The sequence below is a fragment of the Elusimicrobiota bacterium genome (genome assembly GCA_016180815.1).
Classification (GTDB): Bacteria; Elusimicrobiota; Elusimicrobia; order JACQPE01; family JACQPE01; genus JACPAN01.
Genome location: JACPAN010000012.1, coordinates 18,481 through 33,959 on the forward strand (window position 1 = coordinate 18,481; position 15,479 = coordinate 33,959).

General features: G+C 55.7%; 15 protein-coding genes. 9 read left to right on the top strand and 6 right to left on the bottom strand.

All coding sequences use genetic code 11. The annotated features are described in order from the left end of the window. The first annotated feature begins 6 nt into the window (after positions 1–6). Positions 7–390: a response regulator gene (locus tag HYT79_06615; protein MBI2070260.1), complete on the top strand. Its 384-nt coding sequence runs from the start codon at positions 7–9 to the stop codon at positions 388–390. A 47-nt stretch (positions 391–437) separates the two neighbouring features. On the opposite strand, the gene HYT79_06620 is transcribed toward HYT79_06615, so the two are convergent. From HYT79_06620 to gcvT, 5 genes are all read right to left on the bottom strand, one after another. Then, positions 438–1,592, bottom strand: coding sequence for a Fic family protein (locus tag HYT79_06620; GenBank protein ID MBI2070261.1), 1,155 nt, complete (start codon positions 1,590–1,592; stop codon positions 438–440). A gap of 200 nt (positions 1,593–1,792) precedes the next feature. Continuing rightward, a complete protein-coding gene (gene gcvPB, locus HYT79_06625; protein ID MBI2070262.1) occupies positions 1,793–3,235 on the bottom strand; it encodes an aminomethyl-transferring glycine dehydrogenase subunit GcvPB in 1,443 nt (480 codons plus the stop codon). Beyond that, positions 3,236–4,603: an aminomethyl-transferring glycine dehydrogenase subunit GcvPA gene (gcvPA, locus tag HYT79_06630; GenBank protein ID MBI2070263.1), complete on the bottom strand. Its 1,368-nt coding sequence runs from the start codon at positions 4,601–4,603 to the stop codon at positions 3,236–3,238. A 48-nt stretch (positions 4,604–4,651) separates the two neighbouring features. Beyond that, the gene (gene gcvH / locus HYT79_06635; protein ID MBI2070264.1) at positions 4,652–5,041 is read right to left on the bottom strand and encodes a glycine cleavage system protein GcvH; all 390 of its coding nucleotides are present in this window, start codon (positions 5,039–5,041) and stop codon (positions 4,652–4,654) included. A 3-nt stretch (positions 5,042–5,044) separates the two neighbouring features. Continuing rightward, positions 5,045–6,151 carry a glycine cleavage system aminomethyltransferase GcvT gene (gene gcvT, locus HYT79_06640; GenBank protein ID MBI2070265.1) on the bottom strand — a complete coding sequence of 369 codons (1,107 nt, stop codon included), beginning with the start codon at positions 6,149–6,151 and terminating at the stop codon, positions 5,045–5,047. Positions 6,152–6,194: 43 nt separating this feature from the next. On the opposite strand from gcvT, the gene HYT79_06645 reads away from it, so the two are divergent. Next, entirely contained in the window at positions 6,195–6,734 is a 540-nt protein-coding gene (locus tag HYT79_06645) for an AAA family ATPase (protein MBI2070266.1), read from the top strand. On the opposite strand, the gene HYT79_06650 is transcribed toward HYT79_06645, so the two are convergent. Then, positions 6,729–7,511 carry a hypothetical protein gene (locus HYT79_06650; protein MBI2070267.1) on the bottom strand — a complete coding sequence of 261 codons (783 nt, stop codon included), beginning with the start codon at positions 7,509–7,511 and terminating at the stop codon, positions 6,729–6,731. The two genes, HYT79_06645 and HYT79_06650, sit on opposite strands and share 6 nt — an antisense overlap. An 89-nt stretch (positions 7,512–7,600) precedes the next feature. On the opposite strand from HYT79_06650, the gene HYT79_06655 reads away from it, so the two are divergent. Genes HYT79_06655 through HYT79_06685 form a run of 7 tightly spaced genes read left to right on the top strand, consistent with a single transcriptional unit; the run spans position 7,601 to position 15,472 of the window. Continuing rightward, positions 7,601–8,968 carry a UDP-N-acetylmuramate--L-alanine ligase gene (locus tag HYT79_06655; GenBank protein MBI2070268.1) on the top strand — a complete coding sequence of 456 codons (1,368 nt, stop codon included), beginning with the start codon at positions 7,601–7,603 and terminating at the stop codon, positions 8,966–8,968. After that, complete coding sequence (gene murB / locus HYT79_06660) at positions 8,965–9,897, top strand: UDP-N-acetylmuramate dehydrogenase (protein MBI2070269.1); 933 nt, start codon at positions 8,965–8,967, stop codon at positions 9,895–9,897. Before HYT79_06655 ends, murB begins: the two co-directional genes overlap by 4 nt. Next, the gene (locus HYT79_06665) at positions 9,894–10,694 is read left to right on the top strand and encodes a hypothetical protein (protein ID MBI2070270.1); all 801 of its coding nucleotides are present in this window, start codon (positions 9,894–9,896) and stop codon (positions 10,692–10,694) included. Before murB ends, HYT79_06665 begins: the two co-directional genes overlap by 4 nt. Further along, the gene (ftsA, locus tag HYT79_06670; protein ID MBI2070271.1) at positions 10,687–11,976 is read left to right on the top strand and encodes a cell division protein FtsA; all 1,290 of its coding nucleotides are present in this window, start codon (positions 10,687–10,689) and stop codon (positions 11,974–11,976) included. Before HYT79_06665 ends, ftsA begins: the two co-directional genes overlap by 8 nt. Before the next feature lie 11 nt (positions 11,977–11,987). Continuing rightward, complete coding sequence (gene ftsZ, locus HYT79_06675; GenBank protein ID MBI2070272.1) at positions 11,988–13,181, top strand: cell division protein FtsZ; 1,194 nt, start codon at positions 11,988–11,990, stop codon at positions 13,179–13,181. A 12-nt stretch (positions 13,182–13,193) separates the two neighbouring features. Further along, positions 13,194–14,270, top strand: coding sequence for a PilT/PilU family type 4a pilus ATPase (locus HYT79_06680; protein MBI2070273.1), 1,077 nt, complete (start codon positions 13,194–13,196; stop codon positions 14,268–14,270). Next, entirely contained in the window at positions 14,267–15,472 is a 1,206-nt protein-coding gene (locus HYT79_06685; protein ID MBI2070274.1) for a phosphoglycerate kinase, read from the top strand. Before HYT79_06680 ends, HYT79_06685 begins: the two co-directional genes overlap by 4 nt. The last annotated feature ends 7 nt before the right edge of the window (positions 15,473–15,479 follow it).

A 15,479-nucleotide genomic window follows, 5' to 3' on the forward strand; every position in this document is an offset into this window, starting at 1 on the left:
GGTTGTATGGCCAAAATATTAATCGCGGACGACGATGAGGAGCAACGTTTGTGGTTTCGCCAAATTTTAGCGAGCTACGACTGCCAGGTTTTCGAAGCGGCCAGCGGTTGGGACGCGGTGGAGCTGGCGATTTTGGAGAAACCCGACTTGATTTTCCTTGATTACCGGATGCCGCAGGTCAACGGCTGGGACGCCATCCGTGTGCTTCGGATGAAAGAGGAGCTTCGATCCATCCCGGTGGTCATGATCACGGCCAAGCATTTTGACAGCTCATCCCAGGATACGATCCGCAGTGAAATCGACGGCTTCATCGAGAAGCCGCTGAGCAAGGACAAAATTTTAGAAACCATCAAAGAAGCATGCGGCGGATTAAATCCTAAAGATTTATAAACGCCGATAGCCGCTCCTGAAAGCAAACTTATATAAGCCGAAACCGGCTATTCGCCGGATTCAATGCTTTTTAATACTTCCCCGGCACAAAACACCCTATTGCGCCGTTGGCCGGTAATCTCTTTAACGAACCCTAAGCGGCTTAAATAGGCCATGTCCGCTTTTGCGGTATTAAAGGCTGCCTTAGTCAGTTCGGAACTTCTTTTAAGCGTAATGTAGGGATTTTTAAAAAGTTCATCGATAAGTATTGTCAGTCGTTTTTTGTTTTTATCTTGGGATATTTTTTTCAAGTAATCCTCATGAAGCTTAAGGAGCCGTTTAGCGCATTGAACGGCCAGGCCGGACTGTGTCGCCACCCCATTTAAGAAATAAGCCAGCCACCCCGCCCAATCCCCGCGTTGGCTAACGGAAAGAAGCCCATCGTAATACTCACGGCGGTACTTTTCAAAAAAACCGCTCAAGTAGAGAGCTGGATGGGGAAGATGCCCACGTTCGAATAAATAAAGCGAAATTAAAAGCCTGCCCACACGCCCGTTGCCATCCAAAAAGGGATGGATAGCTTCGAATTGATAGTGCATCAAGCCGCATTTAACAAGAATAGGTAAATCATCCCGAAGATGCAAAAATTTCTCCCAATCCGAAAGACAATCGTGCATTTCTTCTGCCGGGGGCGGCACATAGGTCGCTGTTTCCAAAGCGCTGCCTGGCCGTCCAATCCAATTCTGGCTCCTGCGCAACTCCCCGGGGGTAGCTATATCGCCGCGTACGCCCCGCATTAAAACCTTATGGATTTCGCGAACCAGTCGTAAGGATAAGGGCAGGCGCTTTAAGCCTGCCATGCCCTCTTTGAGAGCATGGACGTAATTCAAGACTTCACGCACGTCTTCAATGTCCTTAGATTCGCCGGATGCCTCGTAATAAAAAAGGTCGGAAAGGGACGATCGCGTTCCTTCGATTTTGGAGCTTAGAACCGCTTCGCGCCTTACATAAGGCGCCATAATTAAGTCAGGATTAGGTAAAAACTCAATGAGGCCGCGCAAATGGCCAAGTTCCCTATCCGCCGCTGAAATGGCCGCCAAAAGTTCTCCCTTAAAGTCCGGCATTTTTTGAGGCGGCAAAGGATTGGGAGCAAAATACCAATAACCTGCAGAAGCCTTATGAAGCCGGCCGCTAGAGCTTTTCTGGAAGGCGTTTATGTCCATAAATCTTTCATTGCAATGACCATTTTTATTATTGCAAAAATAACATACTTTTTGCAATAAGAAAAATCATTATTTCAAAGCGGGGTACGCCTCCGGTTGGTGTCCAAAAAGTGTCCATCTTGGGGCAAAATCGTGGGGTACGAGGGCATCGGGGAGAATGCCAAAAGTAACTTTATCGTCGGAGAGAGGTCCGTGGCGCGCTATTGACGCCAGCGCAGCACCGGGCTTCTGGCTGCGGTGACTTCGTCCAAGCGGCGCACGGGAAGCTTGTGGGGCGCGGATTTGACGTGATCCGGGTTGGTCCGGGCTTCTTCCAAAATTGTTTTGACGGCTTGAGCGAAGGCTTCCAACGTTTCCGGGGATTCGGTTTCCGTGGGCTCCACCATGATGGCTTCGGGAACGATGAGGGGGAAATAAACGGTCGGCGCGTAAAAACCGAAATCAAGCAATCGTTTGGCGATATCCAAGGTGCGAACCCCGTTGAGTTTTTTAGGGTCGACGGTGAATACGGCTTCATGCATGCAGGGCCCGTCGTCATAGGGCGTCAGGCCGGCTTCTGTTAAGAGCACCCGCAAATAGTTGGCATTTAAAATCGCTTGTTTGGAGACGTCGAAAACGCCTTCTTTGCCCAGAAGGTCGAGGTAAGCCGCGGCCCAGAGTAAATTGCCGGTGGAGCCATGGAACGAGCGGATGCGGCCGATGGATTTAGGAGCGTTGTCTTCGACGGTCAATTCCCCGTTTTTTTCCGCGATTCTGGGCACAGGCAAAAAAGGCTCAAGGTGCCGTTTAACGAGAAGAACGCCGGCTCCCGGGCCGCCGCCGCCGTGAGGAACGGAAAACGTCTTATGCAGGTTCAAATGCATCATGTCGAAACCTAAACTTCCCGGTTTGACGATGCCCATCAAGGCGTTCATATTGGCGCCGTCCATATACATTTGCGCGCCGACGTTATGGACCAAGCGGGCCGCTTCCATGATCTGGTCTTCAAAAAGCCCCAAGGTGTTGGGCACGGTCATCATGACCAAGGCCGTGGTTTCATCCAGGTGGGCTTTCAAATCCTCGAGATTGATGCGGCCGCGCCGGTTGGATTTGATCGTAACCACTTCATAGCCGCCTAAGGCCGCCGAGGCGGGATTGGTGCCGTGGGCCGAGTCCGGGATGATGATTTTTTTGCGCTGTTTGGATTCGCCTTTATCCCTGAAATAAGCGTTGGTTATTAAAATGCCGACCAATTCGGCGTGCGCGCCGGCGGCCGGCGCTAAGGTGATGGCATCCATGCCCGTGATCTCAAGCAGGCCGTTTTCAAAATCTTTGACCGCCCGCAACGTCCCTTGAATAGCCCAGGCGGGGGATTCCGGGTGAGCGCCCGCGAATGCCGGATGAAAGGCCAGGCGGAAACAGGCTTTAGGATTGTATTTCATGGTGCATGAACCCAAAGGATAAAACTGGGTATCCACCGAGTAATTGAGCTGGCTGGCTTGGGTGAAATGACGCACGGCATCGAGCTCGGTCACTTCGGGAAGCTTGGGCGCTTTTGTGCGCAAAAGTCCGGAGGGAATTTTTTGCCAGGGGTGCGTGGACCCTTTGGGGAAGCGAACAGCCCGGCGGCCTTCGGTCGAGAGCTCGTATAAAGTCGGCAACATTTAAATCGTTTCCTTTATCGGGGTTTTTATTGTTGAACGGCCCAGAAAATTAACCAATTGATCCATCATCAACGGCGTGGTCTTTTCCGTGCACGCGATCAGGATTGAGTTGCTTAATTCCGGGAAATCGCGATTTAACGGAAAACCGGCGATGAGCCCTGTCTGCGCAGACGCCGCTTCCAGGCGTTCGGGCGTCATGTTCGATTCAAAAGGAAATTCTTGGAAAAATTCTTCATGCTCGAACAGCGGACGGCCCGAATTTTTATCCGCAGCCAAGCGCCCCCAAAGCTCATGGGCTTTGGAAAACGTCAGTTCGGCCGCTTCTCTTAAACCTTCCGGGCCCAAGAGGGAGAGATAAATGGTGGCCGCCAAAGCGCAAAGCGTTTGATTCGTGCAAATATTGGACGTGGCTTTCTCGCGGCGGATATGCTGTTCGCGGGTTTGCAGCGTCAGGGTATAGCCGGTTTTGCCCTGGGCGTCGACGGTGCGTCCGCAAATGCGTCCGGGCATGCGCCGCACCAGCGCTTGCTTGACCGCAAAAAGGCCCAGATAAGGGCCGCCGTAATTCAACGGCAGTCCCAGCGGCTGGCCTTCGGCCACCGCGATATCCGCGTTATACTCGCCGGGGGGCTTGAGCAAGCCCAGCGTGATGGGGTTATTGACCACGCTGATGAAGAGGGCCTGGGTTTTTTGCCGGAGCTCGGCTAAGGCGTCCACGTCTTCCAAAATGCCCAAAAAATTCGGCTGGCCGGCCACGAACGCGAAAACACCGGGGTCTTGAAGCGCGTTCTGCAGAACGCGCAGGGCCAGCTTGCCCGTGGCCCGGTCATAAGGAATTTCCACGATCTCCACGTTGAGGTTGCGCAAATAAGTGGCCAGCGTGGCTTTGTATTGAGGATGCAGGGCGCGCGGGATTAGAACTTTCCGCGGCGTTAAGGCCAATTCTTCGCTATACCAGCGCCGCGCCAAAATCACCGCCTCAGCGAGGGCCGTGGCTCCATCGTAGAGCGAGGCATTCGCCGCGTCCATGGCGAATAACTCGCTGATCATGGTTTGAAATTCGAATAGGTAGAGCAGCGTCCCTTGGCTGGCCTCCGCCTGATACGGCGTGTAAGCGGTTAAGAATTCGCCGCGCGTCGCCAATGACCATACGGTTTGGGGGATGAAATGATCGTAGGCGCCCGCGCCTAAGAAATTGACGACGTTTTTATTTTTGGCGGCGAGCTGCGTCACATGGGCGTCAAATTCCAATTCGGTCTTGGCCCCAGGAATATTGATGGAGGGAAAAAGAAGCTCTTTGGGGATGGGGGGCAAAAGCTCCTCAAGGCTTTTAACCCCGATTTTTTTCAGCAATTTTTCTTCAGACATCCCGTTTTTTTCCGATCTTAAATTTCAAATTTGAGATTTGAAATTCCGCTAGTGATGGCCTTCGGAAGTCATTTTAGCGTATGCGCTTTCATTCATCAACGAATCGAGCTGCGCCGGGTCGCTGACCTCCAGCTTAAACAGCCAGCCTTGTCCGTAGGGGTCTTTGTGCACCAGCGCCACGTCCTTGAGCGCCTGTTCATTGGTCGCCATCACCCGGCCGGCCACGGGCGCGTAAATTTCAAAAGCCGCTTTCACGGATTCGATGGTTCCGGCCACCGCGCCTTGGGCGAGTTCCTTGCCCGCTTTAGGCAGCTCCAAATAAACGATATCGCGTATTTCCTGTTGGGCGAAGTCCGAAATGCCCACCGTTGCTTCTTTGCCTTCTAAACGCACCCACTCATGGCTTTTGGCGAATTTTAAGCGGCTGGTGTCCGTCATAACTTAGCTCCTTTTATAGAAAGGCAAGGCAGCGACTTGCGCGTTGAGCGAGCGCTCGCCTTGTTTTAGAACAAAATCGGTTTGCCCCCAGAATTCTTTATTAAGAAACCCAAGGGCGATGGGTTTGCCCAAGGTGGGGGAAAAACTGCCGCTGGTGACGATGCCGGCCTGTTGCCCGTTCGGCGTGAGGATGGCGCATCCTTGGCGCGCCACCGGACCCGCTGTTTTTCCGGCAAATCCGAAAATTTTGCGCGAAGGGCCTTGACGCTTCATTGCTTCCAGCGCGGATTTGCCGATAAAATCGGGTTTGGACCATTTGACGACCCAGTCGTAACCGGCTTCTACCGGCGTGATGTGTTCATCGAGTTCATGACCCCATAAAGGATACCCGGCTTCAAGCCTGAGCGTGTCCCTGGCCCCCAGGCCGCAGGCCTCAAAAGGCGCGCCCGATGAGCGGCCCAGGCGAGCGAGGCTGTCCCAGAGATCCGCGATCACGTCGTTGGGCGCGATGAACTCAAAGCCGTCTTCGCCGGTGTAACCGGTGCGCGCGATGATGACATCGCGGCCATGCCAGGGAATCACCCCCGCTTTGAAGCGTCCGATTTTTTGGGTTTCGGATTGCCAGGCCGCGGCCAGGCCCGCCGCCGCCGGACCCTGGAGGGCCGCGATCCCGTAATTGGGGGATTCATCGGACAACTCGACTTCGAAGTCTTTTCCGTGATCCTTGATCCAAGCCCAGTCCGTTGCGATCCGGGAGGCGTTGACCACCAGCAAATTCATGCGCTCCGAAAATTTATAGACGATCAAGTCGTCGATCACGCCGCCGGTTTTATTGCTCATGTGGGTATAGACGGCGCTCCCCAGAGGCTGGTTTTCGATTTCATTGGTCAGCAAATAATTAAGGAAAGCGCCGGATTTCAGGCCGCCCGCGAAAATTTGGCCCATATGAGAGACGTCGAACAGGCCCGCCCCTTTTCTGACCGCGTTGTGCTCATCAATGATGGAACGATAGGAAATCGGCATTTCATAGCCGGCGAACGGAACCATTTTGGCGCCCAAGGTTTTATGGATTTCGTAGAGAGGAGTTCGTTTCAGTTCGGCTGTTTCCACGGGAGCTAAGTTTAACAATTTTGCATCATCGTCCATAGAAACCATGGAACATCTGTTGATCGTCGGAACCCCGGGCGTGGGCAAAACAACGCTGATTCGCGAATGCCTTTTAAAATATCAGGACCGCGCGGGCGGTTTCATGACGATCGAGGTGAGGGATGAAAACGGAGCCCGGCGGGGTTTTGAAATCATGCGCCTGCCGGACGGCAAGAGGGGCCTTTTTGCGAGCAAGGGCATGGCCTCCGCCGTACGGCTGGATAAATATGGACTGGATTTGGCGGTGCTCGAGGAGCTGGGCCTCGGAGCCGTCGCATCAGCCCGCCAAAACCAGGCGATCAAGTTGATCGTCATCGATGAGATCGGCGCCATGGAAATTCAAAACGAAAACTTCCGGCGATTGGCGATGGAATGTTTAAGGGATCAAGCCAAGCCGGTTTTGGCAACGATTCGCTCCAAGAGCCGGCCGTTCACCGACGATATTAAAAACATTGCCAACCTGCGCTTAATCGAGCTGACCCGCGCCAACTACCCCCAAGTAAAAATTGAGCTTCAAGCTTGGCTCAAAAGAATCGTCGGGTCATAGCGTCAGCAGCCAACGGCTTTCGCGTTCGCCGTCGGCCAAGGATTCATAACCTAGGTCGTAGAGCGGCTTGGCTTGAATAATCGACGTTGCGCCTAAATTTAATTTGGCGCCGGGCGCGCTTTTGATGAGGTCGTTCAGCAAAGCCTTGAAATTGTTGAAAACGTTATAGGCCTTACGCTCCTTCAAATAAGCGTAGTTAAGATCCTGGGCATCGAGGCGCAAGCGCCGCGGAGGGTCCTTTAAAAAAATATCCGCGAAATAAAGCTGTTTGGTTTGATGTTCGGTTTTTTTAACCATGGGGTTTTTGCCGCCGATGTTAATGGGCAGGCCGGTCGTCATCATCAGGCCGATGCTCATCGCCCTCTGGGCGACGGTCGGCCCTTGTTTGACCTCGGTTGTTTTGGCGGTTATTTCTTCGCAGCCGACGGCGGTGATGAGCGAGAGCGCCGTTGAATCAGCCGTGGCAAATTGGCCCGTTTTCAATAAAAAACGCCAACCCTTGGAGTCCGGGTCGATTTGAGCAATCGGTTCGGCCACGGGAAGCTGCGCTAACGAAGCCATCGGCACGATCAATCCTTCGAGCCCCGTGGTTTTAAGTTCTTGGGCGAGTTTTTTGGCCGGCTCTTCTTCCAAATCTTCGCCCACAATGCCCCGGCACTTTTTAGCCAAACGCGCCGCATCGTAGAGCGGTATGCCTTTAAAGGCGGCGATCGCTTTGGCGATGGCGGGCGGTTGAAAATGTCGGGCATCGGTGAGCAAAACGGCATAATGATCCATGAGCGAATCATAGGATTTCTCGTCAGTTCATTTGGCGTTTGGCAGATTTGAGTATGGCGATTTTGAACGCTAAATCATAGGATGGGGCTGTGACGAAAGCCACCGTCATCCACATGATCGGCATCGGCGGCTCGGGCATGAGCGGCCTGGCTTTCCTGCTCAAGAGAATGGGCTTTCGCGTATCGGGTTCGGACCTGAAGGCCACGAGCATGATTGAGGAGCTTCGCAAAGCCGGCATTCCCGTGGCCGTCGGCCATCACCGGAGGAATGTTCCCAAAAAGGCGACCATGGTGGTTTATTCCTCGGCCGTGCCGCTTAAGGACAATTCTGAAATTTTGGAAGCTAGGCGGCGCAATATCGTCATGATGCGCCGGGGCAGCGTGTTGGCTCAATTATCACGATTAAAGCGGGCGGTCACGGTTTCCGGAACGCACGGCAAGACCACAACTTCGTCCATGATCGGCTGGATTTTAGAGCGCGCGGGATTAAAACCCACAGTGATCGTCGGCGGCGAGATCAGAAATATTCGCGCCAATGCTTTTTGGGGGAAAGGGGATTTTTTCGTCTTGGAAACCGATGAATCGGACGGCAGTTTTTTAGAGACCACTCCGTGGATCGCAGTGGCGACCAATGTGGATAACGATCATTTGGAGCATTATGGGTCCATGGCGCGCTTGGAAGCGGCTTTCAGGCAGCATTTGAGCCAGGTGCCTTTTCACGGCTGGGCCGTTGTTTGCCAGGACGACCCGGTGCTGTCGGAAAAAATTTTGCCGCAGCTGAAATGCCCGACCGTGACTTACGGTCTGAGCAGGAATTCGGACTGTCAGGGCGTTGACTTGGCCAAACGGGGGTTCGGGTTTTCGTTCGGCGTTTTGTGGCAGGGCAAACGCGTGGCGCGGGTGACGCTGAAAGTGCCCGGGCGCCACAATGTGTTGAACGCCCTGGCCGCTTCGGCGGCCGCGCATTTGGCCGGGGCTTCGTGGCCGTCCATCGCCATGGCTTTAGGCGAATATAAAGGCATTCGCCGCCGCATGGAGGTTGTGGGGCATCATGGGCAAGTCCTTTTTCTTGATGATTACGGCCATCACCCCACGGAAATAGCGGCCACGCTTAAAGCCGCGCGCGAGTTTTACGCCCGCGGCCGCCTGCTCGTTTGTTTCCAGCCGCATCGCTATTCGCGCACCAAGCAGTTGGCGCGGTTGTTCGGACCTGCGCTCAAGGGCGCGGACTTCGTCTGGGTTTGCCCGATTTATTCGGCCAGCGAAAAGCCCATTCCCGGAGTCAGCGAAAAGTTGGTTCTTGATGCTTTGAGGAAGGCGGGCGTCGCCTGCGCTTCTTATCCCGGCAGGGCGCTTGATTTGAGAAAGGATTTGCGCCACGGCGACACGTTTTTGACCGTGGGCGCCGGCGATGTTTGGAAAATCGGCGAGGACCTTGCTCGCCGGATGCACGGTTGACGCCGTCCATCATGGGCCTCGCCGAGGAACTTAAACGCCTATTGGGCTCGCGCCTGAAAGCGAATTTCCCTCTGGCTCCGCTGACCACGTTCGGGATCGGCGGCCCGGCGGAATACTTCGCCGAGATCGAGGATAGAAGCGAATTAAAAAAAGTTGGCCGTTTGGCCAAGGAAAACGGCGCTTCCGTGACGTTATTAGGGTTCGGGTCCAATGTGTTGATTTCGGATCAAGGCCTGAGCGGGTTGGTGATCAGGCTTTCGGGCGAATTCAAAGACATTGTTTTTGACGACGACGACGGCGCGCGCGCGGGAGCGGCTTGCCGGCTTCAAAAATTCGTCACCGAGCTGGCTGAGCGCGGCTTCGAAGGCATGGAAGCCATGGTCGGGGTCCCCGGAACAGTGGGCGGCGGGCTCTTCATGAACGCCGGCACGAAGGACGGAGAAATCCGGGACCATCTATTGAGCGTCGAGGTCTATGCTCAGGCCGTGGGAGATTTTAAAAATCAAGCGGCTTCATCCGTCGATTTCGGCTATCGCCGCTCTTCGTTTCAGGGAAGCGGGGATATTATCGTGAGCGCCTTATTTAAGTTCCCGGTTGCAAAATCCAAGGAAGACCTGCTATATAAGATAAGGAACCTTATGGAACGTCGCAAGGCCACGCAGCCGGTCGACACCAAGAATGTGGGTTCTATTTTTAAAAATCCAACCGGCGATTTTGCGGCAAGGATCATCGAGGCCGCGGGGTTGAAAGGAAAACGCGTCGGGGGCGCGGTCGTTTCACCGAGGCACGCCAATTTCATCGTCAACGAAGGCGGCGCGCGCGCCGAGGACGTCGCGGCCTTAATGCGGGTGGTCCGGGAGACGGTTGAGGAAAAATTCGGCGTCCGCCTTGAACCCGAAGTCCGCTTTCTGGGAGAATTCAAAAAGTGAAACCGGCGAAATTTCGTTCGCGCTCAAAATGGAAATACTGGCAATTGCGCCGCCAGCTGGGCCTCGTCAAATGGCTGCTGGTCGCGTTGATGCTGGGCGCGGGCGCGCGCTTGGGCGCCGGGAAACTTCGCGAGATGGAAATTCTTCCGGTTAAAAGTTTTGAGATCAACCGCGATCAGAACCATGACTTTCAGGCTCCTTGGGAAAAAATTCTGACCGATGAAGTGATCGGACGCTGGCAGGGCAAAAGCCGCCTGCGCTGCGCCTTGGGCGCCGGAGGGTTGGCCCGGGATCTCGGCCGGAAACATCCGTATTTGAAGGACGTGCATGTTCATTGGTGGGAGTTGGTGTTCGGCGGCAACGCCCGTCTTGATTTTGCGTTTCGCATGCCCGTGGCCGCCGCGCGCGTCAGCGGCCGGACCGTTTGTTTGGATCGAGGCGGCTTCGCGTTCGCCTGTCCGTCGGGATTCGACGCCGGCCGCCTGATCGGCGTGGGGCCGGGTTTGGAAGGCGAAGCGTTGCGGCGCGCGCTGGCCGCGGCCGAGAGCCTTCACGACGTGCTGCTGCCTGCCGGACAAATTACGGCCATGGATTTGCGGGGACGCGGGCGCGTCCTTTTTCGTTTGGGGCCTGAGGCAGGCTTGGAATTGGCTTTGGCCGATCTTGAACCGGGCCGACTCGGCGCGATTGCGGCCAAGCTCGGCGTTTTGCTCCGTCATTTTCAAAATAATGAAGAGAAATTTAAGTATATTGATGGCGGGTTGATTAATGAGGGAAGGGTGATGGTTCATGGGTAAATCCAACACGCTGTGCGCGCTTGACATCGGCAGCTCGAAAATCATGGCCATCCTGGCCAAGCAAGATCCCGCTGAATTAAACATCACGGTTTTAGCCGGCGTCCAAGTCGCTTGCCGCGGCTTGCGCGGCGGCGTCGTGGTCAATATTCCGGAAACGGCCCGCGCCGTCGCTCAGGCCATTGAAATCTGCGAAGAAAAGGTCAAGGACGCGGATTTGGCGCCGGTCAACGAAGTGATTCTTGCGGTTCGCGGAAGCCATATTCAAAGTTTCAACAATAAAGGCGCCTTCAATATCGCCCGGACCGACAAGGAAATCACGGCCGCGGACGTTGAAAGCGTGCTGGACATCGCCCAGGCCGTGCCCATGTCCCAGGACCGTGAAGTGCTTCATGTGGTGGCGCAGGATTTTTGGGTGGACCGGCAGAAGGGCGTTCCTAATCCCGTGGGCATGGAAGGCTCCCTTCTTGAGGCGGATGTCCATATTTTAACAGCGACGGCTTCGCATTTGAACAATGTAGCCAAGGCCGTCGGCCAAGCCGGTTTTCGAGTCAGCCGCATCGTTTACGGGCTTTACGCTTTAGGGGAAGCTGCAGTTACTCAGGAGGAGAAAGAGCAGGGCTGCTTGCTGCTGGATTTCGGCGGCCAGACGCTGGGCATCGGGGTTTATTCCGAGGGCGCTTTGCGGCATTCCAAGGAAATGTCTTTGGGTTCCGATTCCTTGACGCGAGATTTAGCTTATGCGCTGCGCACCTCCCTCGTCAATGCGGAGCGCTTGAAAGAGGAGCATGGCGCGTGCCTGACCAGCCTGATTTCTCCGGATGAGGAAGTCGAGTTTCACGCCATCGACGGGCGGGAGATTCGCCGCGTCAAAAAGAGGACCTTGGTTGAGATCATTCAGCCTCGCATCGAGGAAATTTTCGCCATGGTGGCGAAGGAGTTGGAGACTTCGGGCTGGCTTGAGGTGATTGTCCCCGGCGGCGCCATTTTGACCGGCGGCGGTTCTCAGATGCGGGGCTTGGTTGAGGCCAGCATGGAGCTTTTGGGCGTGCCTTCGCGCATCGGTTTGCCGCAATTTCAGGCGGTTACGGTGGCCGGGGAATTGACGGGCAACCCGTCCTTCGCCACGGCGCTGTCTTTGCTTCAGTTCATCCAGCAGCCGCCTCTTTGGACCGATAAGGCCGGCAGCAGGGGCCGATCGGGAATCGATTTGGGCCTGGGCGCAAAATCGCGCAAAGGCTTGACGCGCAAATTCACCAATTTTCTCGAGGAATTATTTTCTTGAGCCAAGTCCGCATCAAGCTGACCGAAGAGTTTAAAGAGCAGCCCGCAATCATCAAAGTCATCGGCGTCGGCGGCGCCGGCGGCAACGCGGTCAATCGCATGGTTGAGGCCGGGCTGCGCCACGTCGAATTTATCGCCATCAACACGGACGCCCAGGATTTGCGCCGCAATAAGGCGCATGTGAAAATTCAAGTAGGGGAGAAATTAAGCCGCGGCTTGGGCGTGGGCGGCAACCCGCTTCAGGGCAAAAAGGCGGCGGAGGAATCCATTGAGGCCATCCGCGAGGTGATCGCCGGCGCGGATATGGTGTTTGTCACGGCCGGCATGGGCGGGGGCACGGGCACGGGCGCCGCGCCTTTGGTGGCTAAAATCGCCAAAGAGCAGGGCTCCTTGACCGTGGGCGTGGTTTCGCGGCCGTTCGAGTATGAGGGCCGGGTCCGGGCCCAGCAGGCGGACGGAGGCATGAAGGAGATCCGCCAGCATGTGGACACCTTGCTGGTCATTCCCAATGAAAAATTGTTTTTGATTATCGATGAGAAAACGACCACGGATCAGGCTTTTCGTATGGCCGACGACGTTTTAAGACAGGCGGTTCAAGCGATCACGGACGTCATCACAACCGCGGGCGAAATCAACGTGGATTTCGCGGATGTGCGTTCGATTATGACCAGCGCCGGGGAGGCGCTCATGGGCATCGGCGTCTGCGAAGGGCCCAATCGCGCGGTTGAAGCGGCCAAGACAGCCATTGACTCGCCGTTGTTGGAGAATGTCATCATCGACGGAGCCCGCGGCGTGCTGGTCAATATCACGGGCAGCCGCAGCGTGCGTTTCGTTGAAATTAAGGAAGCCATGCGTTTCGTCCATTCCGTGGTGAGCCCGGAAGCGCATGTGTTTTACGGTCAAGCCTTTGACGAGAGTTTGGAGAACCGGATCAAGGTCACGGTGATCGCCACGGGATTCCCGCAGAAAAACGGACGTCTCTCGACATTGTCCCGCGCCCATCATCTGGGCGGTTCCAGAAAAGTGCCCGTTTTATCCGAGGAAATGCTTCAGCGAAACGGCCCGGGCGCGCGCCCGTCGCGCCATTCGTTCCCCGGGCGCGTCGCAGGGGATGGCGAGATCCCTGCGGAAATCGGCCCGCAGGCCATGGATGATTTGTTGAAGAAGCCGGCTTACCTGCGCATCACGAGCCGCCGGCTGAAATAATCGGGATCAATAGTGGCTCTCCTCGACGACCTTCTTAAAAAAATCGTCGAAAAGAAAGGCAGCGATCTTCATATCAAGTCCGGCCTTTCTCCGCACGTGCGCTTGGACGGCGGCATTGTGCGCTTGGACGGCTTCGCGGCGATGGATGAAGCCGCCATCAAAAAAGAAATTTATCCCTTGCTGACCGAGCGCAAGCGTGAAACGCTTGAAAAAGAGGGGACGGCTGAATTTTCGATCGAGCGAAGGGATCTAGGCGCGCGTTTCAGGGGCAGTTTTTATTTGGAGCGCGGCCTGTCGGCGGTCACGTTGAGGATGATCCCGAGCCAGATTCCGCCGTTTGAGTCCTTGCGATTGCCTCCCTCCGTTCTCAAATTAGCGGAGGAACACCGCGGTTTGATCCTGGTGACGGGTCCCACCGGCTCCGGGAAATCGACGACCTTGGCCGCCATGATCGATCATGTCAACCGGAACATGGCTGAGCACATCGTCTGCCTTGAAGACCCGATCGAATTCGTCCACACCTCGAAAAAGTCGCTGATCAGCCAGAGAGAATTGAGCGAAGATTTCCGCGATTTTCCGGCGGCTCTGCGCTATGCGCTGCGTCAGGACCCGGATATGATCATGATCGGGGAATTGCGGGATTTGGAAACGGTTCGTTTGGCGCTTCAAGCGGCAGAGACCGGGCATTTGGTGATGTCAACCATGCACACCGTGGACGCGGTGCAGACGGTTTCGCGCATCATTGATTTATTCCCGCCCCATGAACAGTCGCAGCTTCGCGTGCGTTTGGCCGAGCTTTTGCGCGGCGCCATCGCTTTGCGGCTCATCCGCAAGAAAGAGGGGGGGCGCCTGCCCGCGTCCGAGGTTTTGGTGGGCACGGCCTTCGTGCGCAAATTGATCGCCGACAATAAAATCTCGGAGATCCCCAAGGCCGTCGAGCAGGGCGGCCATTACGGGATGCAAAGTTTCCTGCAGAGCCTGCTCGAGGTCTACAACAACGGCTGGGCGGAGCTTGATGAATGCCGGGCCGCGGCCTCCAATCCGGATGATTTCATGACCAGGGTGCGCGGCGTCGTCGCCGGTTCATGAGGCTTCAAGAACTCAACATCATCGCCGGTCAACGCGTTTTGCTGCGCGTCGACTATAACGTGGCTTTAGACGCCGGCCGCGTGGCCGAACCAAAGAGGATTGACGCCACACTGCCCACGCTTAAATGGCTTTTGGAAAAAAAGGCCTCGGTCATCATCTGTTCCCACCTGGGCCGCCCCAATGGTTGGGAGCCCAAGTATTCGCTGCGTCCGGTTGTTGATGAGTTGAACCAAATTCTCCGGCGTGAGAAATTGCCGGTCACGGCATGCTCGCTTTGGGACAAACCTTACCCGTCGCCTGAGCTTGCCGAGCGGGCGAAAACATTGCAGCCCGGCGAAATTTTGGTTTTGGAAAATCTTCGGTTTCACGCGGGCGAGGAGAAAAACGACGCTGATCTGGCTCGGGGCCTGGCTCAATTAGGCGAAGTGTTCGTTCAGGAGGCCTTCGGCGCGCTTCACCGGGCCCATGCGTCGACCGATGCTTTGCCCCGACTGATGGCCAAGCGCGCGTTCGGATTCTTGGTCGCTAAAGAGCTCGACACTTTGGGTGCTTTGTTGACCAATCCGTCCAAGCCTTTTGTGGTGCTCTTAGGCGGCGTCAAGGTTTCGGATAAAATCGGCGCCATTGAAAATTTGCTCAACCGGGGCGTGGATAAAATTTTAATCGGCGGAGCTCTGGCGTACACGTTTTTGAAATCTCAGGGGCATGAAGTGGGCAATTCGCCGGTTGAGGAAAAATGGGTGCCTCGGGTTAAAGAGCTGCTGGCCCGCCAGAACGGCTCCAGCCGCATCGTTTTAAGGAAAGACCATTGGATCGCCCAAGGCCTGGACCGGCCCCAGGGAGCCAAGGTTACGGAAAATCCCGGCGTTCCCTCAGGCTGGGAGGGTTTGGACGTCGGACCGAAAACGTTGGATGTTTTCAGCCGGGAAATTAATAACGCAAAAACTATTTTTTGGAACGGGCCGGTGGGCGTCATCGAGGTGCCGCCTTTTGACCGGGGCAGTTCGGCCTTGGCCCGGTTGATCGCCGAGCGCACGAAAGCGGGAGCGTTGACGGTTTTAGGCGGCGGCGACACCATCCACGCCGTCAGCAAGGCCGGCGTTCCAGAAGGAAGCTTTTCTCATGTGTCCACCGGCGGCGGCGCCACGCTTGAATTTTTGGAAGGGAAAACCTTGCCCGGCGTCGCGGCCATCGCCGGCTAAAGCCGCA